The organism is Kitasatospora sp. NPDC051984 (genome assembly GCF_044593455.1).
In the GTDB taxonomy this organism is placed as follows: domain Bacteria; phylum Actinomycetota; class Actinomycetes; order Streptomycetales; family Streptomycetaceae; genus Kitasatospora.
Window position 1 is genome coordinate 71,169 of the sequence record NZ_JBIUCB010000017.1, and the last position, 22,298, is coordinate 93,466.

19 protein-coding genes are annotated in these 22,298 nt (G+C 73.2%); 5 read left to right on the top strand and 14 right to left on the bottom strand.

The annotated features are described in order from the left end of the window. The first annotated feature begins 2 nt into the window (after positions 1–2). Positions 3–2,225 (top strand): catalase/peroxidase HPI, encoded by a 2,223-nt coding sequence (gene katG, locus ACIHEI_RS27560; protein WP_396608490.1) that lies wholly within the window; start codon positions 3–5, stop codon positions 2,223–2,225. Between the two features lie 59 nt (positions 2,226–2,284). Here the strand turns inward: katG and ddaH are convergent, their stop codons facing one another. The 14 genes from ddaH to ACIHEI_RS27630 form a co-directional block, all read right to left on the bottom strand. Beyond that, positions 2,285–3,097: a dimethylargininase gene (ddaH, locus tag ACIHEI_RS27565; RefSeq protein ID WP_396608491.1), complete on the bottom strand. Its 813-nt coding sequence runs from the start codon at positions 3,095–3,097 to the stop codon at positions 2,285–2,287. Positions 3,098–3,168: 71 nt separating this feature from the next. Then, entirely contained in the window at positions 3,169–4,521 is a 1,353-nt protein-coding gene (locus ACIHEI_RS27570) for an FAD-binding oxidoreductase (RefSeq protein ID WP_396608492.1), read from the bottom strand. Further along, positions 4,518–4,856: a hypothetical protein gene (locus ACIHEI_RS27575; protein WP_392948074.1), complete on the bottom strand. Its 339-nt coding sequence runs from the start codon at positions 4,854–4,856 to the stop codon at positions 4,518–4,520. The genes ACIHEI_RS27570 and ACIHEI_RS27575 overlap by 4 nt, the downstream gene beginning before the upstream one ends. After that, positions 4,853–5,206 (bottom strand): cupin domain-containing protein, encoded by a 354-nt coding sequence (locus ACIHEI_RS27580; protein ID WP_396608493.1) that lies wholly within the window; start codon positions 5,204–5,206, stop codon positions 4,853–4,855. Before ACIHEI_RS27580 ends, ACIHEI_RS27575 begins: the two co-directional genes overlap by 4 nt. A gap of 40 nt (positions 5,207–5,246) precedes the next feature. Next, the gene (locus ACIHEI_RS27585; RefSeq protein ID WP_392948078.1) at positions 5,247–5,927 is read right to left on the bottom strand and encodes a response regulator; all 681 of its coding nucleotides are present in this window, start codon (positions 5,925–5,927) and stop codon (positions 5,247–5,249) included. 121 nt (positions 5,928–6,048) lie between these two features. Further along, positions 6,049–7,776 (bottom strand): tryptophan 2-C-methyltransferase, encoded by a 1,728-nt coding sequence (tsrT, locus tag ACIHEI_RS27590; protein WP_396608494.1) that lies wholly within the window; start codon positions 7,774–7,776, stop codon positions 6,049–6,051. 36 nt (positions 7,777–7,812) lie between these two features. Beyond that, complete coding sequence (locus ACIHEI_RS27595; protein ID WP_387645215.1) at positions 7,813–8,982, bottom strand: acyl-CoA dehydrogenase family protein; 1,170 nt, start codon at positions 8,980–8,982, stop codon at positions 7,813–7,815. 27 nt (positions 8,983–9,009) lie between these two features. Continuing rightward, on the bottom strand, positions 9,010–10,215 hold the full coding sequence (locus tag ACIHEI_RS27600; protein ID WP_387645218.1) for an acyl-CoA dehydrogenase family protein: 1,206 nt from the start codon (positions 10,213–10,215) through the stop codon (positions 9,010–9,012). Further along, positions 10,212–11,540, bottom strand: coding sequence for an ATP-grasp domain-containing protein (locus ACIHEI_RS27605; RefSeq protein WP_396608495.1), 1,329 nt, complete (start codon positions 11,538–11,540; stop codon positions 10,212–10,214). Before ACIHEI_RS27605 ends, ACIHEI_RS27600 begins: the two co-directional genes overlap by 4 nt. Beyond that, positions 11,537–12,826 carry an ATP-grasp domain-containing protein gene (locus ACIHEI_RS27610; RefSeq protein WP_396608496.1) on the bottom strand — a complete coding sequence of 430 codons (1,290 nt, stop codon included), beginning with the start codon at positions 12,824–12,826 and terminating at the stop codon, positions 11,537–11,539. Before ACIHEI_RS27610 ends, ACIHEI_RS27605 begins: the two co-directional genes overlap by 4 nt. Positions 12,827–12,842: 16 nt before the next feature. Continuing rightward, positions 12,843–14,111, bottom strand: a complete 1,269-nt coding sequence (locus ACIHEI_RS27615) for an MFS transporter (RefSeq protein WP_396608497.1) — start codon at positions 14,109–14,111, stop codon at positions 12,843–12,845. After that, positions 14,108–15,166, bottom strand: a complete 1,059-nt coding sequence (locus ACIHEI_RS27620) for an NAD(P)/FAD-dependent oxidoreductase (RefSeq protein ID WP_387868678.1) — start codon at positions 15,164–15,166, stop codon at positions 14,108–14,110. The genes ACIHEI_RS27615 and ACIHEI_RS27620 overlap by 4 nt, the downstream gene beginning before the upstream one ends. After that, positions 15,163–16,722, bottom strand: a complete 1,560-nt coding sequence (locus ACIHEI_RS27625; RefSeq protein ID WP_396608498.1) for a class I tRNA ligase family protein — start codon at positions 16,720–16,722, stop codon at positions 15,163–15,165. Before ACIHEI_RS27625 ends, ACIHEI_RS27620 begins: the two co-directional genes overlap by 4 nt. Beyond that, positions 16,722–18,005, bottom strand: a complete 1,284-nt coding sequence (locus ACIHEI_RS27630) for a lysine N(6)-hydroxylase/L-ornithine N(5)-oxygenase family protein (protein ID WP_392948098.1) — start codon at positions 18,003–18,005, stop codon at positions 16,722–16,724. Before ACIHEI_RS27630 ends, ACIHEI_RS27625 begins: the two co-directional genes overlap by 1 nt. A 237-nt stretch (positions 18,006–18,242) precedes the next feature. On the opposite strand from ACIHEI_RS27630, the gene ACIHEI_RS27635 reads away from it, so the two are divergent. The 4 genes from ACIHEI_RS27635 (at position 18,243) to ACIHEI_RS27650 (ending at position 22,241) form a co-directional block, all read left to right on the top strand. After that, positions 18,243–19,808 (top strand): alpha-amylase family glycosyl hydrolase, encoded by a 1,566-nt coding sequence (locus ACIHEI_RS27635; protein ID WP_396608499.1) that lies wholly within the window; start codon positions 18,243–18,245, stop codon positions 19,806–19,808. Positions 19,809–20,176: 368 nt separating this feature from the next. After that, the gene (locus ACIHEI_RS27640; protein ID WP_396608500.1) at positions 20,177–21,130 is read left to right on the top strand and encodes an MFS transporter; all 954 of its coding nucleotides are present in this window, start codon (positions 20,177–20,179) and stop codon (positions 21,128–21,130) included. A 38-nt stretch (positions 21,131–21,168) separates the two neighbouring features. After that, entirely contained in the window at positions 21,169–22,089 is a 921-nt protein-coding gene (hemC, locus tag ACIHEI_RS27645; protein WP_396608527.1) for a hydroxymethylbilane synthase, read from the top strand. Next, positions 22,086–22,241, top strand: a complete 156-nt coding sequence (locus ACIHEI_RS27650) for an SDR family oxidoreductase (RefSeq protein WP_396608528.1) — start codon at positions 22,086–22,088, stop codon at positions 22,239–22,241. The genes hemC and ACIHEI_RS27650 overlap by 4 nt, the downstream gene beginning before the upstream one ends. Positions 22,242–22,298: the final 57 nt, after the last annotated feature.

Here is a 22,298-nt window from a genome sequence, read left to right on the forward strand (position 1 = left end):
CCATGCCCGAGAACGACGACGCCATCGTCACCGACCCCAAGTCCGAGGGTGCGGGCGGCTGCCCGGTCGCGCACGGCCGCGCGCCCCATCCCACCCAGGGCGGCGGCAACCAGCAGTGGTGGCCGAACCGGCTGAACCTGAAGATCCTCGCGAAGAACCCGGCGGTGGCGAACCCGCTGGGCGCGGACTTCGACTACGCCGAGGCGTTCAACAGCCTCGACCTGCCCGCCGTGAAGCGGGACATCGAGCAGGCGCTCACCACCTCGCAGGACTGGTGGCCGGCCGACTTCGGTCACTACGGCCCGCTGATCATCCGGATGGCCTGGCACAGCGCCGGCACCTACCGGATCTCCGACGGCCGCGGCGGCGCGGGCGCCGGCCAGCAGCGCTTCGCCCCGCTGAACTCGTGGCCGGACAACGCCAACCTGGACAAGGCCCGCCGGGTGCTGTGGCCGGTGAAGAAGAAGTACGGCAAGAGCCTGTCCTGGGCCGACCTGCTGATCCTGTCGGGCAACGTGGCACTGGAGTCGATGGGCTTCGACACCTTCGGCTTCGGCGGCGGCCGGCCGGACGTCTGGGAGGCCGACGAGGACGTCTACTGGGGCCCCGAGACCACCTGGCTGGGCGACGAGCGCTACACCGGCGACCGTGACCTGGAGGACCCGCTGGGCGCCGTCCAGATGGGCCTGATCTACGTCAACCCCGAGGGCCCCAACGGCAACCCGGACCCGATCGCGGCGGCCCGCGACATCCGCGAGACCTTCCGCCGGATGGCGATGGACGACGAGGAGACCGTCGCGCTGATCGCCGGCGGCCACACCTTCGGCAAGACCCACGGCGCCGGCCCGGCGGACAAGGTCGGCGAGGCCCCCGAGGGCGCGGGCCTGGAGGAGATGGGCCTGGGCTGGAAGAGCACCTACGGCACCGGCAAGGCCGGTGACGCGATCACCTCCGGCCTGGAGGTCACCTGGACCAACACGCCGACCACCTGGGACAACTCCTTCTTCGAGATCCTGTTCGGCTACGAGTGGGAGCTGACCGAGTCCCCGGCCGGCGCGCACCAGTGGAAGCCGAAGGACGGCGCCGGCGAGGGCACCGTGCCGGACGCGTTCGACCCGGCGAAGAAGCACGCCCCGCAGATGCTCACCACCGACCTGTCGCTGCGCTTCGACCCGATCTACGAGCCGATCTCCCGCCGCTTCCGCGACGACCCGGCGGCGTTCGCGGACGCCTTCGCCCGCGCCTGGTTCAAGCTGACGCACCGCGACATGGGCCCGGTCGTCCGCTACCTCGGCCCCGAGGTGCCCAGCGAGGAGCTGATCTGGCAGGACCCGCTGCCGCAGGCGCAGGGCGAGCCGATCGACGCGGCGGACATCGCCGTGCTGAAGGAGCGGGTGCTGGCCTCCGGGCTGACCACCGCCCAGCTGATCTCCACCGCCTGGGCCTCGGCGTCCTCGTTCCGCGGCAGCGACAAGCGCGGTGGCGCGAACGGCGCCCGGGTGCGCCTGGAGCCGCAGCGCGGCTGGGACGTCAACGACCCGGAGCAGCTGGCTCAGGTGCTGCGGGCGCTGGAGGGCATCCGGTCGGCGTTCAACGCGCAGGGCGGCCACCAGGTCTCGCTGGCCGACCTGATCGTGCTGGCGGGCTCCGCCGCGGTCGAGCGGGCCGCGCAGGCCGGTGGCGTGGACGTCCAGGTCGCCTTCCGCCCGGGCCGGGTGGACGCCACCCAGGAGACCACCGACGTGGAGTCGTTCTCGGCCCTGGAGCCCAAGGCCGACGGCTTCCGCAACTACCTCGGCAAGGCCACCCGGCTGCCCGCCGAGTACCTGCTGGTGGACCGGGCGAACCTGCTGAACCTGTCCGCCCCGGAGATGACCGTGCTGGTCGGCGGCCTGCGGGTGCTGGGCGCCAACCACGGCGGCTCGCAGCACGGCGTGTTCACCGACCGTCCGGGCACCCTGAGCAACGACTTCTTCGTCAACCTGCTCGACATGGACACCACCTGGGCGCCGGTCGCCTCCGACAACACGGTGTACGAGGGCCGGGACGCCTCCGGTGCGGTCAAGTGGACCGGCACCCGGGCCGACCTGGTGTTCGGCTCCAACTCGGAGCTGCGCGCGGTGGCCGAGGTGTACGCCTCGGACGACGCCGCGCGGAAGTTCGTCGAGGACTTCGCCGCCGCGTGGACGAAGGTGATGGAGCTGGACCGCTACGACCTGGTGTGACACTGAGTTGACCGAAGGCCCGGTTCCGTTCGCGGAGCCGGGCCTTCGGGCGTCCGGGGTCAGTGGCGGAGTTCGAGGGTGCAGCACTTGACGGCGCCGCCGGCCCGGAGCAGTTCGGTGAGGTCGATGCCGATCGGGGTGAAGCCGCGGGCGCGCAGCTGCCCGGCGAGGCCGGTGGCGGCCTCGGGGAGGACGACGTTCGCGCCGTCCGAGACGGCGTTGAGGCCGAACACCCGGGCGTCCTCGGCGCCGGCCAGGATCGCGTCCGGGTAGAGGCGTTCCAGGACGGCCCGGGAGGCGGCGTCGAAGGCCGGCGGGTAGTACATGATCTCGTCGTCGTCGAGGACGGCGAGCGCGGTGTCCAGGTGGTAGTAGCGCGGATCGACCAGCCGCAGGGTGACCACCTCGCGGCCGAGGAAGGCCGCGGCCTCGGCGTGTGCGGCGGGTTCGGTGCGGAAGCCGGTGCCGGCCAGGATGCGCCCGCCGGCCACCAGCAGGTCGCCCTCGCCCTCGTTGACGTGCTCGGCGTCCCGGACCTGCCAGCCGCCGCGCTCGCGGAACCAGTCGGCGTACGCCGGGCCCTCGGCGGTGCGCTCCGGGTACCGGAAGCGGGCGCCGAGCACCTTGCCGTCGACCGTGGTGGCGCCGTTGGCGGCGAACACCATGTCCGGCAGGCCGGCCAGGGGTTCGATCAACTCGACGGTGTGGCCGAGGCGTTGGAAGAGCGCGTACAGCTCGTCCCACTGGGCGAGGGCGGCGCCGGTGTCGGTGGGCTTGGCCGGGTCCATCCACGGGTTGATGGAGTAGTCGACGGTGAAGTGGGCGGGCCGGCACATCAGGTAGTGGCGCGGGCGGGCGGTTCGCGGCGACACGGTGGTGTCTCCTTCCGGGCGGAACGCGACGGCTGACGGTGGGTCAGCGGCGCGCGATCTGGTGGGGAGGGTCAGCTGCCGATGGACTGCGGGAAGGCGAACAGCCCGCTCGGGTCGTGACGGTGCTTGATGGCGACCAGCCGAGGGTAGTTCGCACCGTAGTAGGCGGTCCGCCAGCCTCGCAGGTCCGGATCGGTGAAGTTCAGGTAGGCACCGTCCGTCGTGTGCGCGGCGATCAGGTGATCGAATCCGGCCAGCCAGTCGAGCCGGCCGGCCGGGTCCTCGCCGGGCAGCCAGGAGGTGTCCAGGCTGACCAGGTACTGGGCGTCGCGGTGGACGAACGCGGTGGCCTGCGGGTCGACCCGGTTGATCGCGCCGCCCCAGCCGAACAGGGCGAGGCCGCAGCCGTCCGGGTTGCCGCTCGGCGGTGCGGCGGCGAGCAGGTCGAGCGCCGCCGCGACCGCCTCTGGCGGCAGCGGGTCGGTGGCGAAGTGGGTCCGGACGGCGAACGCCCCGCCGGCGGTCTCGTGCTGCAGGTACTCCATGGCGTCCCAGAAGTCCCGGTCGGCGATCTCGGCGCGCAGCGGCCGGCCGGCGGCGAGCGCCGGGGCGAGCAGGTCGCGCAGTTCGGCGGCCGGGCCGAGGTGCAGGCCGACGGTGGAGACCAGGGTGCGGCCGCCGGACGTCGCGACGCCGAGCCGCAGCGAGGTCTCCTCCGGGGCGGTGCGCATCACCCGCTGGACGGCCTCGAACACGGCGGGCGCGTGCGGGGCCTCCCAGAGCAGCAGGCAGGTGGACGCGGCCGGGGCCTCGACGGCCTGGAAGGTCAGGTCGAGGTTGATCCCGAAGTTGCCTCCGCCGCCGCCCCGGCAGGCCCAGTACAGGTCCTCGTTCTCCTGCGCGTCGCAGCTCAGCACGGCGGCGGACGCGGTGGCCAGGGTGGTGGCGCGCAGTGTGTCGGCGGTCAGCCCGAGCCGGCGCGAGGTGGCGGCGGATCCGCCGCCGAGGGCGAGTCCGGCGATGCCGACGCCCGCGCCGTTGCCGAGCGGCAGGGCCAGCCCGTGCGGCCGCAGCGCGGCGTACAGCGCGCCGGTGAGGACGCCCCCGCCGACGACGACCCGCCCGGTCGCGGGATCGACGTCGATCGCGTCCAGCGCCCGCAGGTCCACCACCAGGCCGGAGTTGACGGAGTGCCCCGCGTACGAGTGCCCGCCCCCGCGCGGGACGATCGGCACCCCGCTCTCCCCCGCCCATTCGACGGCCCGCAGCACGTCCGCAGGACCGGCCGCCCGCAGGACGGCGGCGGGCGCCCGGTCCGCCCACCGTTCGTTGAACGCCGCCGACGACTCCCGGAACGCGCCGTCCCCGGGGTGCAGCAGCGGCCCGGCGGTGTGCTTGTCCAGCAGCGCCCAGTCGGGGGTCACGGGGCGACCTCTTCGATGGTGGAGGTGCCGGTGGTGGGGTGGGGGCCGTAGCGTTCCCAGGTCTCGTGCAGGCGGATACGGCCGTCGGGGGTGAGCGAGGGGGTGTTGCGGGTGTGGCCGCAGACGACTTCGCCGTCGGTGAGGACGAAGGTGTAACCCATGGCGAGGGTGCCGTCGGGCCGGCGGGTGCCGGCGGTCCAGCCGCGTCGGATCGCGCCGCCGGAGATCTCGCCCCAGACCAGGTCGCCCTGCTGGTGGTAGACGGCGACGGTGCGGTGGTCGCCGTCGGGGGCGTGGAAGCGGCGTCCTTCGTAGTCGAGGTGGCGGGTGTTCATGCCTGCCACCAGATCGCGTAGTAGGCGAAGTCGGTGTCGTGCGGGTTGGCGACGGCGTGGTCGGTGTCGGCGGGCAGCAGGACGAGGTCGCCGGCGGCGATGGGGTGGCTCGCGCCGTCGGGGGTGCGGACTTCGCCGCTGCCGCTCATGCAGATGAACAGTTCGCGTTCGGCGTGCTGGTGGGTGTCGGTGAGGTCGCCGGGGCGCAGGACGCACCAGGCGCCGTGGAAGGGGGTGGTGAGGCCGCCCCAGGGGTGGAGGAGTCGAAGGTCGAGGCCGTGGGCGCGTTCGAGCTGCCGGTGTTCCTGGCGGCGGATCACCAGGCCGGGCGGTGGGCCGGTTTCGGGCATGGCGGACTCCGTTCGGAAAGGGCGGACGGTGGAGGGGGTGTCAGCGAACGGCGGCGACCGCGTGGCCGAGGCCGGCGTCGCGGGCGAGCACCAGTGCCTGCGCGCGGTCGGCGACGCCGAGTTTGCCGAGGATGCCGGAGATCCGGTTGCTGACGGTTTTGGAGGCGAGGGCGAGTTCCCGGGCGATGGCGGTGTTGGAGCGGCCCGCGGCGAGGTGTTCGAGTACTTCGCGTTCGCGGTGGCTGAGCTGCGGGAACGGGTAGCTGCGGGCGCGCTGGCCGGTGCCGATCAGGGTGCCGAGGCGGGCGGCGATGGTGCGGTCGAGGATGGCTTCGCCGGCACCGACGGCGAGGATGCCGCGGACGATCTGGTCGGCGGTGGCGCGTTTGACCAGGTAGCCGCGGGCGCCGGCGTGGAAGGCGGCGGCGACGGCCTTGTCGTCGTCGAGGGTGCTGAAGACCAGGACGCCGGTCTCGGGGGTGAGTCGCAGGACCTGGCTGATCACCCGCACGCCGGCGCTCTCGTCCATCTGCGGGTCGAGGACCAGGACGTCGGGCCGGTGCCGGGAGGTGGCGGCGAGTACTTCGCCGGTGGTGCCGGCCTCGCCGACCACCGCCGCGCCCCCGGAGGCCTCGACCATGGAGCGGACGCCCTGCCGGACGGCGGGTTGCACGTCGGCGAGCAGCACGGTCGGTGGCACCGTACTCCCGTGCTGGTTCATCGTTCCCTCGCGGCGTGTGGGGGTGCGGCGGTGGTGCGGCGCTGCCGACCGTGATCACCGGCAGTGATGACTCCGCCACACCAGCATGAGCCGATCACTTCTCCGTCTCAAGTGCGCAATGTCATGCAGGAGTTGGCAGATGTGAGGGTTGAGAGGCCGCTTCCCGGGCTTTGCGCATGATCTCCTCGCGGCCGCGCCAGTGCGACCAGAAGGCGCCGGTGTGGCCGAGGCCGCCGAGGCTGGTGAGGAAGGGGTTGTCGGCGTAGTTGTTGTCGTGCTCGCTCATGCCCTCGACGGTCGGCAGCATCACCCGGTAGTGGTCGGCGGGGTCGATCAGCGCCCACAGGTCGGTGACCGCGCTGTGCCAGCGCTCCGCCGGGTCGGCGGCGCGGGCCGGGTCGGACAGCAGGTCGGGCGAGAAGTAGCAGACCAGGCGGAAGTTGCCGTGCTCGTCGAACATGAACTGCCGTTCGTACTCGGCCGGGGAGGCGCACATCCGCAGCGGCTTGAGCACGATCGGGCCGTCGGCGGTGTTGGACTGCAGGCCCGGGACGGTGCGCACGCCCGCGCACCGTTCGGCCAGGTCGATGCCCATCGGGGTGTGGGGGAACAGCCGCAGGCCGAGCGAGAAGCCGGTGACGGTGGCGTCCAGCGCCATGAAGGCGTCCACGCAGGCGCGCACCGTCCCGGGGGTCTCGCCGGGCATGCCGAACAGCGCCTCGACCATGGTGAGGATGCCGCGTTCGTGGCAGAGCCGGACCAGCCGCTCGGTGTCGGCGAAGGTGTAGTAGGTGCCGCCCTTCTCGGTGACCTTCCAGCCGCTGAGCACCTCCGGCCGGATGTGGTCGCTGCCGACGTTGACGCCCCGGCAGCCGGCCGCGGCCAGCAGGTCGGCGAACTCCTCGTCGAACGGGCTGGGTTGGCAGTAGACCCAGAGCCGCAGGTCGTTCAGCGGGTTGCCGGGGTCGGCGTGCCGGCGGCGGACGATCTCCCGCAGCAGGTTCTTGGCGTGCGCGACCGACAGGTTGAACTCGCTGTCGGTGGTGTGCTGGTCGAGGATGCCCTGCGCGGCCAGCGACTCCATCTCGTCCACCACGGAGGCGAGTTCGCGCTGTCCGTAGCGGGTGCCCTTGGCGTCGGGTTCGACGCAGTGCGAACAGCGGTACGCGCAGCCGTTCTTGGTCAGGATCGAGCCGAGTCCGCCGCGCCGGTAGTACTCCAGATTGTCCACCCGGTGCGGCAGGCCGGAGCGCCGCCGGTACACCGAGAGCCGGTCGACCTGCCACACCCGGGGCTCGAACCGGCCGGTGGGGTCGGCCGGTTGGGGCTCGCCGTGGCGGACGGTCAGCACCGCGGGCGGGACCCGGACGGCGCCGCGTTCGGTGTTGCGGATCAGGCCGGCGATGCCGGAGGTGTCGCGGCCCTCGGCGACGGCTGCGGCGAGTTCGCAGAGGATCTTCTCGCCGGGGCCCTTCACCCCGTAGTCGATGCCGAAGTACTCGACCAGCGCGAACGGCATGGTGGAGAAGCCGATGCCGCCGCCGACGATCGGCGCGTCGCTGAGCCGGCGGATCTCGGTGATGATCTCCCGGTGCTCGCCGACGAACGGGCGCTGCTCGAAGGCGTACACGGTGTCGGTGTTGCGGACGGTCACGCCGACCAGCAGCGGGCTGCGTTCCGCGAAGTACTCGTGCAGGCAGGCCTTCCAGTCGTCGCGGCGGAAGGTCAGGTCGAGCACCTCGACCTCGAAGCCGGCGTCCTCCAGTGCGGTGGTGAGGACGTCGAGGGCGTACGGTGCGATCGGTGGGTGCACCTTGTTCGGGTTGACCAGCAGGACGGGTCTGCTCATCGGGTTCCTCTTCCCTGGGAGGTGGGTGGCGGCCGGTCAGACCAGGCCGAGGCTGATGCCGAACTCGGGTGTGCCGCCCAGCAGGTACGCTCCGGCGGACTGCAGGATGCGGTCCTGGGCGACCAGGTGCTGGGCCATCACGGTGGTGTCGCGCAGCCAGCGGTCCATCGGCGAACTGCGGTTGATCGCCCAGGTCTGCAGCAGGTCGTAGGTGCGGGCCACGATGGTCCGTGAGTTGCGGAAGGCGTGCAGCCAGGACAGCGGGGAGGCCGCGCGCTCGACGGGCGTGAGGTCGTCCAGCGTCCCGCCGGCCGCGAGCACCTCCCACTGGCGACGCATCGATCCGTACACGCCCTCCCGGGTGGCGTTGAACTCGGCTTCCAGGCGGGCGATTTCGGTCTGCACCCGCCAGCTGTCGGCCCAACTGCGGCCGGCCATCCGGTCGTAGCGGGACGTGGCGATCTCCCGGGCGTGGTCGAGCGCGGCGCGGGCCACGCCGAGCGGGACGCCGCACATGGCGCGGGTGAAGGAGTCCGGCTGGGCGAGCGGGCCGGGGCGGCCCTGCGGGGCGGCGAAGGTGTAGGTGTGCTCCTCGGGGACGAACACGTCGGTCATCGTGTAGTCGCAACTTCCGCTGCCGCACAGGCCGGTGGTGTCCCAGTTGTCGATCACCTCGACCTGTTCGCGGCGCACCAGGAACTGCCGGGAGTCGTGCCGGTGCTTGCTGCCGGGCGCCGACCAGGGCTCGCCGTCCTGGAACAGGAACGCGCCGGAGGTCACCCAGTCGGCGTGCTTGATGCCGGAGCCGAACGACCAGCGGCCGCTGAGCCGGAAGCCGCCGGGGACGCGCTCGGCCCGGCCGGCGGGCTGGAGCAGGCCGGCCACCACCAGGTCCAGGCGCGGGAAGACCTCCTTGGCGACCCGCTGGTCCAGGAAGTTGGCGTAGATGCCGGTGTTGGCGCCGATCACGGCGCACCAGGCGGCGGAGGCGTCGCCGTACGCCAGGGCCTCCACCACCTCGGTCTGTTCCATCGAGGTGAGTCCGGGGCCGCCCCACTCGGGGCCGAAGCACATGCCGAACACGCCGGTGGTGCGCAGCAGTTCGACCACCTCGGCGGGCAGCGTGCGGTTGGCCTCGATCTCCGGGGACTTCTCCCGCAGCGTCGGCGCCAGCTCCCTGGCGCGGCGCAGGATCTCCGATGTCATCGCGTCACTTCTCCTTCCAGCAGGGGGTCAGCGGTCCAGCCCGAGGCTGATCCGGAACATCGGGGGCCGGCCGAGCAGGTAGGCGCCGACCGACTCCAGTACGGCGTCCTGGGCGGTGAGGTTCTGGCACATCACGGCGGTGTCGCGCAGCCAGCGGTCCATCGGCGAGGAGCGGTTGATCGACCAGGTCTGGAGCAGGTCGTAGAGCCGGGTGACGACGGCCCGGGAGGCCCGGAAGGCGTGCAGCCAGGCGAGCGGGGAGGCGGCGCGCTCGGTCGGGGTGAGGTCGTCCAGGGTGCCGCCGGCCGCGAGCACCTCCCACTGGCGGCGCACCGCCCCGTACACGCCCTCCCGGGCGGCGTTGAACTCCGCTTCGCAGCGGGCGAGTTCGGTCTGCACCCGCCAGCTCTCCGCCCAACTGCGGCCGGCCATCCGGTCGTAGCGGTCGGTGGCGACCTCGCGGGCGTGGTCGAGGGCGGCCCGGGCCACGCCGAGCGGGACGCCGCACAGGGCGCGCATGAAGGAGTCCGGCTGGGCGAGCGGACTGGGGGTGCCGCGGACCTCCCAGAAGGTGAAGGTGTGCTCGTCGGGGACGAACACGTCGGTCATCGTGTAGTCGCAACTGCCCGTCCCGCACAGGCCGGTGGTGTCCCAGTTGTCGACCACCTCGACCTCGGATCGGGGCACCAGGAACTGCCGGGAGTCGTGGGCGTGCGGGCTGCCGGGCTCGGCCCAGGGCTCGCCGTCCTGGAACAGGAAGGCCCCGGAGGTCACCCAGTCGCTGTGCCTGATGCCGGAGCCGAACGACCAGCGGCCGCTGAGCCGGAAGCCGCCCGGCACCCGCTCGGCCCGGCCGGCGGGGGCGAGCACCCCGGCGGTGATCAGGTCCAGGCTCGGGTACACGTCCTTGACCACCGACTGGTGGAGGAAGTTGGCGAGCAGCCCGCTGTTGGCGCCGATCACGCCGCACCAGGCGGCGGAGGCGTCGCCGTACGCCAGGGCCTCGACGACCGCCAGCTGTTCGGCCGAGGTGAGTTCGGGGCCGCCCCACTCGCGGGCGAAGCACATCCGGAACACGCCGGTGCCGCGCAGCAGTTCGACCACCTCGGCGGGCAGCGTGCGGTTGGCCTCGATCTGCGGGGACTTCTCCCGCAGCACGGGGGCGATCTCCTTGGCCCGGCGCAGCACCTCGGCGGCGTCCTGGGGCGGGGCGTCCCAGCGCGCGGCGCTCACCGGTCCACGTCCAGCAGTCCGGCGGGCATCGCGAACGGGGCCTGCGGGTCGGCGGGTTCGACGTCGGAGGTGACCGTGCCGACCAGCGCGGCGGCGGCGTCCAGGCGCTGTTCGCACCCGGTGACGCTGTCGGCCTCGCAGATGACGAAGGAGTGCCGGGCCAGGTAGCCGCCGGGGGGCAGCCGCAGCACGGTGCCGGGCGGGGCCATCGGGGCGGCGTGCAGCAGGCCGGGCGCGTCGCCGGGTTGCGGGAGGGTCAACTCGTCGAGCCGGCAGTCCTGTTCGGGGCAGCCGAAGCGGATCCCGGCGACCGCGGCCCGGGTCGGGGCGATCTCCGGTCGGCGGCCGACGGCGACGTCGAACAGCACCTCGCCGGGCTCCAGTCCGGTGGCGATCCGGCCGAGCAGCGGGATCAGGTCGCCGCCGAGCCGGCCGTTCACCTCGACGATCAGCGGGCCGCGCGGGGTGAGTCGCAGCTCGGTGTGGGTGATGCCGTCCTCGACGCCGAGCGCCCGGTGCGCGTCGGCGAGCACGGCCAGCAGCTGCGGGTCGGCGAGCAGCGGGTCGGCGGCGTCGACGATGTGGCCGACCTCCTCGAAGTACGGCTCGTCGCTGCTGTACTTGCGGGCCAGGAACAGCGGCAGGTACTCGCCCTTGTGCACGGCGCCGTCGACGCTGATCTCCGGGCCGCCCGCGTACTCCTCGACGATCACGCCGGCCCGGTACGGCCCGGGGTCGACCTCGCTGGCGGACAGCGCGGTCGCGAACGCCCCGTCCAGCTCGCCTTCGCCGGCGGCGAACACCACGCCGATGCTGGCGCCCATCGCGCGCGGCTTGAGGACGACCGGGTAGCCGATCCGTCCGGCGGCGGCGCGGGCCTCGGCGAGGTCGGCGGTGAGCGCGAAGCCGGGCTGGCGCAGGCCGGCGGCGGTGAGCACGGCGCGGGTGCGCTCCTTGTCGCGCACGCCGCGCACGCCGCGCTCGGACAGGCCCGGGACGCCGAGTTCGGCGGCCAGCAGGCCGGCGTCCAGCACCAGCGGCTCGTCCCAGCAGAGCAGGCCGACGATGTGCTTGCGGGCGGCGATCTCCCGGACGGTGGCGTTCATGGTGGCGGTGTCGAAGACGTCGGCGACCACGATCTCGTCGAAGTGGTCGCGCTGCCAGGTGGGCCGCAGGTTGTTGACCAGCAGCAGTTCCAGCCCGGCGGCGCGGGCGCGGCGGCTCATCGGGCCGACCAGGTACTCGCGGTACTCCTTCAGTCCGCTGCCGATCACCAGCAGCGTGCCGGTGGCGGGCACCGGCTCTTTGTCGTGACTGTCCGTCATGTGCGGTCCTCCGTCCTTGCGTTGGGGTCTATCTCGAACCGGACCAGGGCGGCGGCCGCGTCGGCGAGCCGGCGGGCCTCGGCGGGGGTGTCGGCGAGGGTGGTGACGATGCCGACCCGGTCCCAGGAGCTGCGCAGTCCGGCGGCTCGGTGGCCGGGGGCGATGCCGACCACCGCGAGTTGCACGCCTCCGGCGGCGGCGGCCGCGTCCAGGCCGTGCACGGCGGTGACGGTGCCGGGCCGGTCGGGGGCCAGGAAGCGGGCGGCGGTGGCCCGTTCGGCCCGGTCGGGCAGCGGGCCGAGGGGCGCGCCGCTCATCAGGGCGAAGTAGGCGCGGGTGAGCTCGACGGGGTAGGCGGCCTCGATCAGGTCGGGGATCGAGTCGCCGGGCAGCCGCCCGGCGCACTCCACCAGCACCGGCACGCCGTCCGCCACGATCCACTCGCAGTGCAGCACCCCGTCGCCGAAGCCGATCGCGGCGGCCAGCCGTTCGGTCTCGGCGACCAGTGACTTCCGCTGCCGGTCGTCGAGTTCGGCGGGGACGGTGTGCCCGGCCTCGATCGGGCAGGGGCCGGGGTAGAGCACCTTGCCGGTGGTGTTGGCGAACACCGGGCGGCCGTCGGACACCAGCATCTCGACGCTGAACTCCGGTCCGTCGACGTACTCTTCGGCGAGCATCACGGACGCGATCGGCCGGTCCGGGACGAAGGCGCCCTCGTCCTGCGCCTGCCCGAACGCCCAGGCCTCCTCGGCCTCGTCGGGCGTGCGGAGCACCCGGGTGCCGACCGAGGCCTGCCGGCCCGCGGGCTTGAGCACCGCCGGTCCGGGGTGCCGGGCCATGAAGTCGGCCAGTTCGGCGGCGTCGGCGACCGGCTCGGAGGCCGGGTTGGCGATCCCGGCGGCGGCCGCGACGGTGCGCAACTGGTGCTTGTCGCGAAGCAGTTGCGCGGCTCCGAGGCTCGCGCCCGGTAGTCCGTAGCGCTCGGCCAGGCGGGCCGCGAACGGCACCGCGTACTCCACGGCGGGGATCACCGCAACCGGGTCGAGATCGCGGTGGGCGGCGAAGAAGGCGTCCGCCCGGCCCGGCAGGTGGTACTCCCATTCGATCAATTCGCGGGCGTAGCCGATGTGTTGGACGGCCTCGGCGAGGTTGCGCTTGCGGGCGACGTCCGGTTCCTCGACGTAGACCACCGAGTCGGCGGCCTGGAAGGCGGCGATGGCGGGCACCGCGAAGGCGACGTAGCCGACGATCAGCACCGGGCGCGGGCCGGCCGCCTTGCTGTTCATACGGTCTCTCCGCTGTTCATACGGTCTCTCCCACGGGGTCCGGGTCGGTGGTCCGCTCGGCGGCCCGATGCTGGGCCCGTTGCTTGATGCCGGTCACCGCGAGCACTCCGGCCAGGCCGTTGACCAGGGCCATCAGCACCCAGAACCCGGCGTGCAGGTGCGTCCAGGCCCACACGCCGAACAGCGGTCCGACCGCCGAGGCGAGCCCGGCCGCGGCCTGCATGGTGGCCAGGTAGCGGGCCTTCGAGGCGTCCGGGAAGGTCGCCGGGTGGGCGAACATGCTGGGCCCGGCGATCATCAGGCCGCTGACCGCGAGCACCGCGCCGAACAGCACGAACGCCCCGGAGTGCACGGCCAGGCCGTACGCGGCGAGCCCGATCGAGTTGACCAGGTGGCCGACGCCGACCGCCAGGTGGGTCGGGATCCGGGTGATGTAGGCGGTGATCTTCAACTCGCAGGTGATCAGCACCAGCGAGGAGGCGGTGAGCACCGCGCTGTAGAGCCAGGTCGGGTAGCCGTCGTGGACGATCTCCAGCGGCAGCGAGATGGAGGACTGCACGTAGGCGACCGTCCCCAGCACCACTGCGGCCAGGTACGCCAGGTACGCCCGGTCCCGCAGCATCGCCGCGTACGCCGCCCGGCCGGTGGAGCGCCGCTCGGCGGTCTCCTGCGGGGCGGCCTCCGGCACCGCGTGCCGGGACAGCAGCCGGTAGGCGAGCGCCGCGTAGAGCAGGGTGGTGAAGCCGTCCACCCAGAACAGCAGGTCCCAGTCGAGCAGGATCACCCCGGCGGCGATCAGCGGGGCGAGCGCCGCTCCGGTGTTCAGCGCGATGCGCATCATGGAGAACGCCATCACGTGGTAGCGCTCCGGCATCAGGTCGCTGAGCAGCACCGAGGCGGCGGGCCGGTACGCCTGGGCGGACAGGCCGGCCAGCGCGATCGCCACCAGCAGCGCCGGGACCAGTCCGGGCCGGGCCAGCAGCGGCAGCACGGCGACCAGCGGCGCGGAGACGGCCATCGCCGCGACGATGGTGGTGCGGGCCCCGAGCCGCTGGGTGATCTCCCCGCCGAGGACGGTCCCGAACACCGTGCCCAGGCTGTACGCGCCGAGCGCGAAGCCCGCGGTGCCACCGGACATTCCCTTGTGTGTCAGGTAGAGCACCAGGAAGGTCTGGACGAACGCGCCGAGCTGGTTGACCAGGACGCCACCGAGCAGGTACCGGACGGTGGTCGGGGTGGCCCTGAGCGTGTCGAGGACGCCGATCGGTGGCTTGTCGTCGGTCATGCCGCCTCCTTCACTGCCGTGGCGATGCGTTCCGCGACCAGCGGAGCGGTGGAGAACCCGCTGCCGCCGCAGGCGGTGCGGGTCCACAGGCCCGGGGAGACCCGGGTGAGCTGCGGGCCGCCGGTGGCGGCGTCCGCGGTGTAGTGGCAGACCCGGACGCCGGCCACCCGGTAGCGGTCCAGGTCGGGCAGGATGCCCTCCTCGGCGAGCCGGTCCAGGTAGGGCCGCTGGTCCTCGCCGGCGCTGTCGGTGTCCGCGACGGGGCGGCACACCGAGTCGGAGCTGAGTTTGAGCAGGGTTCCGGCGCCGGGCGGCAGCACCCAGCCGCGGCCCTCGCGGCCGAGGCCGCCCGCGGCGGGCGCGTCGTCCCAGCGGTCGCCGCCGGCGGGCCGGCCGAGGTAGACCATGGTCTGCCGGTGCAGCACGACCCGGGTGGCCGTCAGCTTCCGGGTCCACGGCCCGCCGGCCAGCAGCGCCAGGTCGCCGCGGACCACTTCGCCGCTGTCCAGCACGATCCGTCCGGAGCCGGTGAACACCGAGCGGACGGTGGTGTGCGGGCGCAGCACCACCCCCGGCCGGGCGGCCAGCCAGCGGGCGGCGGCGTGCAGCACCCGGTCGGCGAGCAGCACGCCGCCGGTGCGCTCGCGCAGTGCCACGGTGCCGGGCGGCAGTCCGAGCGGCGGGAGTTCGTGCTCGGCCGGCAGGTCGACGGGGACGCCGGCCTTGTCGGCCTCGGCGAGCAGCTCGTCGAGGCGGCCTTCGGGGTGGGCGGTGAGCGTGCCGACCCGGCGGTACAGCGGGGTGCCGAACAGCGCCTCCAGGTCTTCCCAGTGGCGGTGCGCGGCGAGCCGGCGGGCGGTGCCGTCGGGGTCGCCGGGCAGCAGGGTGCGGATGGCTCGGTGCTGGTCGTGCGAGGTGGCGTCCGGGTTGGGCAGCGGGCCACGCTCCAGCACGGTGACCCGGTGCCCGGCCCGGGCGCACGCGACGGCGGCGAGCAGGCCGGTGACGCCCGCGCCGACCACCACCACGTGCGCGGCGGCGCTGTCGGTGCTCACCGTCCGCCGCCGTGCGGCCGGGGCCGGACGCGGGTCGCCAGCCTGGGCAGCGGGCGGGGCAGGACGGTGGTGGCGGTCGGCTCGGCGGGGATGGCGCTGTCCGGCAGCCCTTCGGCGGCGAGGTCGACCAGCAGCGGGGCGGCGCAGCGCAGGAACAGGTCGAGTTCGTGCCAGAAGTCGCCGGCGTCCTGGTCGGTGACCTCCCAGCGGTCGAGCCGTCCGAGCTGTTCGGTGAGGGTGAAGGCGGCGGCGCTGAGGCTGAAGCGGCGCGGGCGCAGCGCGGCGGCGAAGCGTTCGGCGATCAGCGCGGCGGCGTGCCTGGAGCGGGCGCTGACGGGCAGCGGGCCGCGGTCGAGGTACGCCTCGGCCTTGGCGGCGACCCGGTTCCACGGTTCGACCAGGCGCTGTCCGCAGACCCGGTCCATGGCGGCTCGGGTGAAGTTGGTGCGCTGGAAGTCGGGTCCGGTGGCGGCCAGGTAGTAGCGGGCCAGGTCGCGCGGCACTTCGGCGGTCAGCTGCCGTCCGGTGACCACGTGGCCGCGGCTGGTGGAGAACTTGTCGCTGTCGAGTTCGTAGAACTCGTTGGTGACGAAGTGCGCGGGCAGGGCGAGTCCGCCGAGTGCCAGCAGCATGGCGGTGCCGGCCAGCGCGAACGCGAAGCTGGCGTCGGAGCCGAAGAAGTACACCACTTCGGGTCCGGCCTCGGCGGCCCAGTGCCGTTCCTCGTCGCCGGGGACTTCGCCGCGGGCCTCGGCGGCCAGCGCGATGGCGTGCAGGCTCCAGGCGACCGTCTCGGTGTCGGAGTACAGGACCTGGTCGGGGGTCTCCGGGAACGGGGCGGGGATGCCCCAGTCGATCGGCAGGGTGATCGGGTAGTCGGGCAGCCGGCGGGCCATCAACTCCTCGACGAGTTGGGCGAGTCGGGGCCGCATGGTGGGGGCGAGCCGGGCGAAGTAGGAGGCCAGGGCGGCCCGGTGCTCCTCCAGCGGCAGCACCAGGACGTCCTTCTCCCGTAGTTCGACCGGGAGTTCGGGGTGCCGGGTGGAGCGCGGGTCGAGCAGTTCGCCGGAGGCGATCCAGTGGCCGCAGTTCTCGCACAGCCCGGCGCAGCCCTCGGCCAGGCAGACCGGGCAGCCGCCGCGCACGTACGCGTCGGTGAGGTACTCGCCGGTCTCCGGCAGGTACGGGAACCTCACCTTGCGGAGCCTCAAGTGGCCTTCGCCGTGCAGCCGTTCGAAGAAGGTGCGGACGGTCTTCAGGTACCGCTCGTCGAACCGGACGAAGCCGTCGGGGACGATGCCGGCGGCGGCGAGGGTGGCCTCGACCTGCTCGGCGGCGCGCAGCCGCAGCTCCTCGGGCTGTTCGCCGAGGCGGCGGGCGGTGGTGACGATGTAGTTCTGGGTGAAGTGCACGCCGGTGCCGAACAGGGCGTCCCGGCCGGTGGCGCGGGCGTAGCGGGCGCACACGTCGGCGGAGAGGAACGGCCCGGCGAGGTGGCCCAGGTGCAGGTCCCCGTTGGCGGTGGGGCCGGGGGCGATCACCAGCAGCGCGGCCATCAGCGCGCCGCCGCGGCGGAGTCGAGGCCGTGGCGGGCCAGCAGGTCGCCGGTGATGTCGCGGGCCCGGTGGGCGAGCACGCTGATCAGTGAGTCGGCGATGCCGTGGGTGGCCTCGTTGACGCCCTGGAGGTACAGCGCGGCCTCGGTGCCGGCGCCCAGGTCGACCCGGTAGTCGCGGCTGACGGACACCTCGGGCAGCCCGGCCTTCTCGGTCAACTCCCGCACCAGGGCGGGCATCCGGCCGTCGTAGCCGGTACCGAGCAGCACCAGGTCGCAGCGGTGCTCGGCGACCTTCCCGGTGCGCCGGTCGCGCAGGTCGAGCACCACCTCGCCGTCCTCCTCGCGGGCGGCGACCACCTCGGTCATCGACCGGACCTCGGCGCGGCCGGTCCCGATCATCTTCTCCCGGTACAGCATCATGTACAGCTCGTCCAGGAACGGCGGGGCGAGGCCCGCGTAGTTGGTCAGCCGCATCTCGTCGAGCACCTGGGCGCGCATCTCGGCCGGGGCGTCGTAGAACTCGTCCACGAAGGACGGGTAGAACAGCTCGTTGACGAACTTGCTGGTCTGGTAGTTCTGCAGGCCGATCGAGCGGACCAGCATGGTGACGGTGGAGTTCGGCAGGTTCTCGTACAGCGCCATGAACATCTCGGCGGCGGACTGCGCCCCGCCGATCACCACGGCGCGCAGCGGAGCGTCCTTGTCGACGGCGTTGATCCGGCTGCGGAACCGGGCGCTGTGGATGACCCGTTCGGCGGGCAGGTCGGCGAAGACCGGCGGGATGTGCATGTCGCGGCCGGCGCCGACCACCAGGTCGCGGCAGCGGATGGTGTCGCCGTCGGCGAGGGTGACCTGCCAGCCGATCAGCTTTCCGTCCGCGTCGTAGCGCGGCTCGGTGGCGGTGGCCCTGGCGTCGTAGCGGATCCGTACCTTCTCCAGCGAACGGGCCACCCACTGGAGGTAGTCGGAGAACTCCCAGCGGTGCGGGTGGAAGGTGCCCAGGTTGATGAACTGGTCCAACCGGTCGTGCTGGTGCAGGAAGTTGAGGAACGAGAACCGGCTGCGCGGGTCGCGCAGCGTCACCAGGTCCTTGAGGAAGGAAACCTGGCTGCGGGCCCACGGCATCAGCAGGTCGCGCTGCCACTTGATGTCCGGGGCCTGCTCCAACAGCAGGGTGCCTTCGGCCAGTTCGGCCGAACCGCTCTCCTCGATCGCGGCCGCGAGGGCCAGATTCGCCGGGCCGGCGCCGATCGCCAGTACGCCCACTTCCAGGTCAGCCATGCTCTCCCCTACGTGAACTCGGTGTTCTCCAGGGCCGGTTGTCGCGCCGAGAAACCTAGGGAGCCCGCATTCCCACCAGGTAGGGCCGCGTTCCCGCCCGCGGGGGAATTTCCGGAACGGCCCGCCGACCCGACACACGAAGGCCGGGCACCGCCGTCCACCGTTTTCCCGGCCCCACGCCGGGCATGGCAGAGGAGAACGGCAGCACTGTGGCGGTCGGGACGGAAGGGGACGGGTGTGGGGACGGACTGGGTGCGCGGTGCGGTGCTGTACCAGATCTATCCGCAGAGTTTCGCGGACGGGAACGGCGACGGGATCGGGGACTTCGCGGGGCTGACGGAGCGGCTGGAGTACCTGCAGTGGCTCGGCGTGGACGCGGTGTGGCTGAACCCGTGCTTCGCCTCACCGTTCGGGGACGCCGGGTACGACGTCGCGGACTTCCTGACCACCGCGCCGCGGTACGGCGCGCCGGAGGATCTGGCGAAGTTCACGGACGCGGCCCGCCGAGCGGGGATCCGGGTACTGCTGGACCTGGTGGCGGGCCACACCTCGGACCAGCACCCGTGGTTCGCGCGGTCGGCCGGCGACCCGGACGACCACCGGTACATCTGGGCGGACCGGCCCGCGCCCGGGTTCGTGGCCTCGCCCGGGAGCCGTCCGGGCTGGTACAAGCCGAACTTCTTCGACTTCCAGCCCGCCCTCAACTTCGGCTACGCGCAACGGGATTCGACGGAGCCTTGGCGGCAGCCGGTGGACGCGGAGGGCCCGCGGGCGAACCGGGCTGCGCTGCGGGAGATCATGACGCACTGGTTCGGCCTGGGCGTGTCGGGCTTCCGGGTGGACATGGCGTCCTCGCTGGTGAAGGACGACCCCGGGTTCGTCGAGACCGGCAGGCTGTGGCGGGAGACCCGGGCCTGGATGGACGCCCACCACCCCGACCAGGTGATCCTCGCCGAGTGGGGCGACCCGGCGCGTTCGGTGCCGATGGGCTTCCACGGCGACTTCTTCCTCCAGTTCGGCGGCCCGGACGACGGAGCCGCGCTGCGTTCGCTGTGGGACAACGGCGCGGGCACCGTGCACGAGCACTGGCCGCGGCAGGACTGCTACTTCGACGCCGAGGGCCAGGGCTCGATGCAGCCGTTCGTCGCCGAGTGGGAGCGCACCGCGCAGGCCATGGACGGCCGGGGCTTCGCCTCGCTGCCGACCGCGAACCACGACTACTCGCGACTGGCCTGCGGCCCGCGCACCCGCGAGCAGTTGGCGGCGGCGTTCACCTTCCAGCTGACCTGGCCGACCGTCCCGGCGATCTACTACGGCGACGAGATCGGCATGCGCTTCGTGCCGGGCCTGCCGGACACCGAGGGCAGCGCGCTCGGCCCGCACTACAACCGGGCCGGCTGCCGCACCCCCATGCAGTGGGACGCGACGCCGGACGCCGGGTTCTCCACGGCGCCCGCCGAGCGCTTCTACCTGCCGCTGGACCCGGCGCCGGGCCGTCCGGACGTGGCGTCCCAGCGCGCCGACCAGGCCTCGCTGCTGCACCAGGTACGGCAGTTGATCGCGCTGCGCCGCGCGCACCCCGGCCTCGGGCCGGACGGGTCGGTCGAACTGCTGCACACCGGCTACCCGTTGGCGTACCTGCGCGACGGCCGCTACCTGGTGGTGGTCAATCCGCGCCGCACGCCCGCGCACCTGCCGGTGGAGCGGGAGCTGCCGGGCCGGTTGCTGTTCGGGCGGGGAGTGTCGCTGACGCACTCGGTGCTGCACGCGGACGGGTTCTCGTACGGCGTGTTCGGGCTCTGATCCAACTAGCGTTCGCCGCAGAGCAGTTCGGCCGCCGCCGTGCGCAGGTAGAGCACGGTGCGGCCGGTGCGGTGGCGGGCGGCGAGGCCGGCGTCGTGCAGGGCGTGCAGGTGGTGCGAGACGGTGGGGCGGACAGGCCGGTGCGGGCGGCGAGTTCGGTGGTGGTGGCGGGGGCGTCGAGTTCGGCGAGCAGCTGGGCGCGGGCCCGGCCGAGGACTCGACGCTGTAGGTCAATTCGGGCCTAACTGCTTCGCCTCGTTGCTTGTGCGGCGGGGCGAAGTGCTGTCAGGGGCTGGTGCGGGTGCGGGCGTGGGGTTTGCCGATGAGCCAGGCGTCGTCGATACGGCGGTGCGCTGGGCGCGCTGCTGGTGGGCGACGGCGGGGCGGGCGGGCTGCGGCTGCTGGTGGTGCTGAACGCGGCCTCGTACCTGGCGGCGGGCGCGCTGCTGGCGGCGTGGCGGCCGGACGTCCCGGCGGTGCCCGGCGGCCAGCCGGTGCCCGGCACCCCGTCGACGCCCGGCACCCCATCGGCGCCCGGCACCCCGTCGTCGCCCGGCACGCCGTCGTCGCCCGCCATGCCGGAACCGCCCGCCACGCCGGAACCGCCCGGCACCCCGTCGTCGCCCGGCACGCCGTCGTCGCCCGCCATGCCGGAACCGCCCGCCGCCCCGGAGCCGCCGTCCGCGCAGGGCGGTTACCGGGCCGTCCTGGCGGACCGGCGGTACCTGCTGATGGTGACGGCGAACCTGTCCTTCGTGCTGGCCTCGATGGCGCTCAGTGTGCTGATCGCCCTGCACGTCACGGAGGCGCTGCACCTGGATGCCTCGGTGGCCGGTGCGCTGCTGGTGCTCAACGGCCTGCAGGTGGTGGCCACCCAGAGCCCGGTGTCGCGGCTGATGGAGGGCGTCCGGCCGACCCGGGCGGTGGCCGCCGGCGCGGTGCTGAACGCGTTCGCCTTCGCCGTCTTCGCGCTGCTGCCCGGCGCGCCCGGGTGGGCGGTCGGCGCCGGGCTGGTCGCCGCGATGGTGGTGTACAACCTGGCCGAGACGGTCGCCACGCCGGGCCGCGAGGAGTTGAGCGTGGCGCTCGCCCATCCGGCGCGCCGCGGCCGGTACCTGGCGGTCAACCAGCTCTCCTGGAGCATCGGTCAGGCGCTCGCTCCGGGCCTGCTGACCTTGCTGTTCGTCCACGGCCCGGCCTGGCCCTGGCTGTTTCTGCTGGCCGCCTCGCTGGCTGCCGTCCCCGCCCTGCTCCGGCTGGAACGCCCCACTAACACGGTTCCCGACATTCCGTCGGAAAACGGAACGCTCGCCAGGGTCTAGCATGCCGTCAGGGTGACGGAGATTAGCGGGAGTTGACGATGGTCGAACTGGTGGTGGGGTCACGGGCCAGCCAGCTGGCGCGGGCCCAGGTCCGGGAGTTCCTCGCCCCGGTCCGGGAGCGCTTCCCCGAGCTGGTGATCCGCCACCGGATCATCCTGGAGGACGGCGACCTGGACCGGAAGGCCGCGCTGCGGGAGGTGTCGGAGCGCGGCGGCGGCTCGGCGTTCTCCACCAACCAGGTCTCGGCGCTGGTGAACGGCGAGGTGGACGTGATCGTGCACTCGCTCAAGGACCTGCCCACCGAAAACCCGGACGGCCTGATCCTGCTCCCACCGCCGCCCCGCGCGGACGTCCGCGACGCACTGTGCGGATCCCGGCTGACCGCACTACCGCCGAGCGCCCGAGTGGGCACCTCCGCCGCCCGCCGGATCGCCCAACTCCTGCACGTCCGACCGGACTTGCAGCCCGAGCGGATCCGCGGCAACGTGCCGACCAGACTCGCCCGGCTGAAGACCCTGGACGCGGTGGTGCTGGCCGCCGCCGGCCTGCGCCGCCTCGGCCGGGCCGAGGAGATCGCCGAACTCCTCCCCGTCGAACTGTTCCCGCCCAGCCCCGGGCAGGGTGCGCTCGGCATCCAGGTCCGCGCCGACAACGCCCTGGCCCGCGAACTCCTGGACGGTACAGGTGACTTGGACACCGACGCCGAGGTGCGGGCGGAACGCGCGATGCTCGCCGAACTGCACGGCGGCTGCTCCGTCCCGGTCGGCGCGTTCGCCCGAACCGTGGACGGCATCCTCACCCTGCACGGCCAAGTCACCTCGGTGGACGGCACCCGGCAGGTGGAGGCCCGACTGTCCGGCACCCCGGCCGGGCCTGAGAAGCTCGGCATCGCGGTGGCCGGGCTGCTGCTCGACCAGGGCGCCGAAGCGATCCTGGCGGAGGCCCGCGCGTACGCCTGACGACCCGGGACGCGCAGTCCGAATGCCGCCAGCGACGGCCTCGCGCTCGGACAAGCATCGAGATCACCGCCACCGTCGCCCACCTGGCGAGCCCCCACGCGCGCTACGTCACCGGCGCGGTGATCTCCGTGGACGGCGGGCTCTCCGCCTGACGTCGCTTCCGGCCGGCCGCGCAGCGCCTCGACGACCTGGTCGACTGCGCGCTGTGC

Bases quoted from the DNA above. Each gene is read 5' to 3' on its own strand.
- katG (WP_396608490.1), top strand. From the start codon at position 3: ATGCCCGAGAACGACGACGCCATCGTCACCGACCCCAAGTCCGAGGGT.
- ACIHEI_RS27575 (WP_392948074.1), bottom strand. From the start codon at position 4,856: ATGAACACCCGCCACCTCGACTACGAAGGACGCCGCTTCCACGCCCCC.
- ACIHEI_RS27580 (WP_396608493.1), bottom strand. From the start codon at position 5,206: ATGCCCGAAACCGGCCCACCGCCCGGCCTGGTGATCCGCCGCCAGGAA.
- ACIHEI_RS27585 (WP_392948078.1), bottom strand. From the start codon at position 5,927: ATGAACCAGCACGGGAGTACGGTGCCACCGACCGTGCTGCTCGCCGAC.
- tsrT (WP_396608494.1), bottom strand. From the start codon at position 7,776: ATGAGCAGACCCGTCCTGCTGGTCAACCCGAACAAGGTGCACCCACCG.
- ACIHEI_RS27595 (WP_387645215.1), bottom strand. From the start codon at position 8,982: ATGACATCGGAGATCCTGCGCCGCGCCAGGGAGCTGGCGCCGACGCTG.
- ACIHEI_RS27605 (WP_396608495.1), bottom strand. From the start codon at position 11,540: ATGACGGACAGTCACGACAAAGAGCCGGTGCCCGCCACCGGCACGCTG.
- ACIHEI_RS27610 (WP_396608496.1), bottom strand. From the start codon at position 12,826: ATGAACAGCAAGGCGGCCGGCCCGCGCCCGGTGCTGATCGTCGGCTAC.
- ACIHEI_RS27615 (WP_396608497.1), bottom strand. From the start codon at position 14,111: ATGACCGACGACAAGCCACCGATCGGCGTCCTCGACACGCTCAGGGCC.
- ACIHEI_RS27625 (WP_396608498.1), bottom strand. From the start codon at position 16,722: ATGGCCGCGCTGCTGGTGATCGCCCCCGGCCCCACCGCCAACGGGGAC.
- ACIHEI_RS27630 (WP_392948098.1), bottom strand. From the start codon at position 18,005: ATGGCTGACCTGGAAGTGGGCGTACTGGCGATCGGCGCCGGCCCGGCG.
- hemC (WP_396608527.1), top strand. From the start codon at position 21,169: ATGGTCGAACTGGTGGTGGGGTCACGGGCCAGCCAGCTGGCGCGGGCC.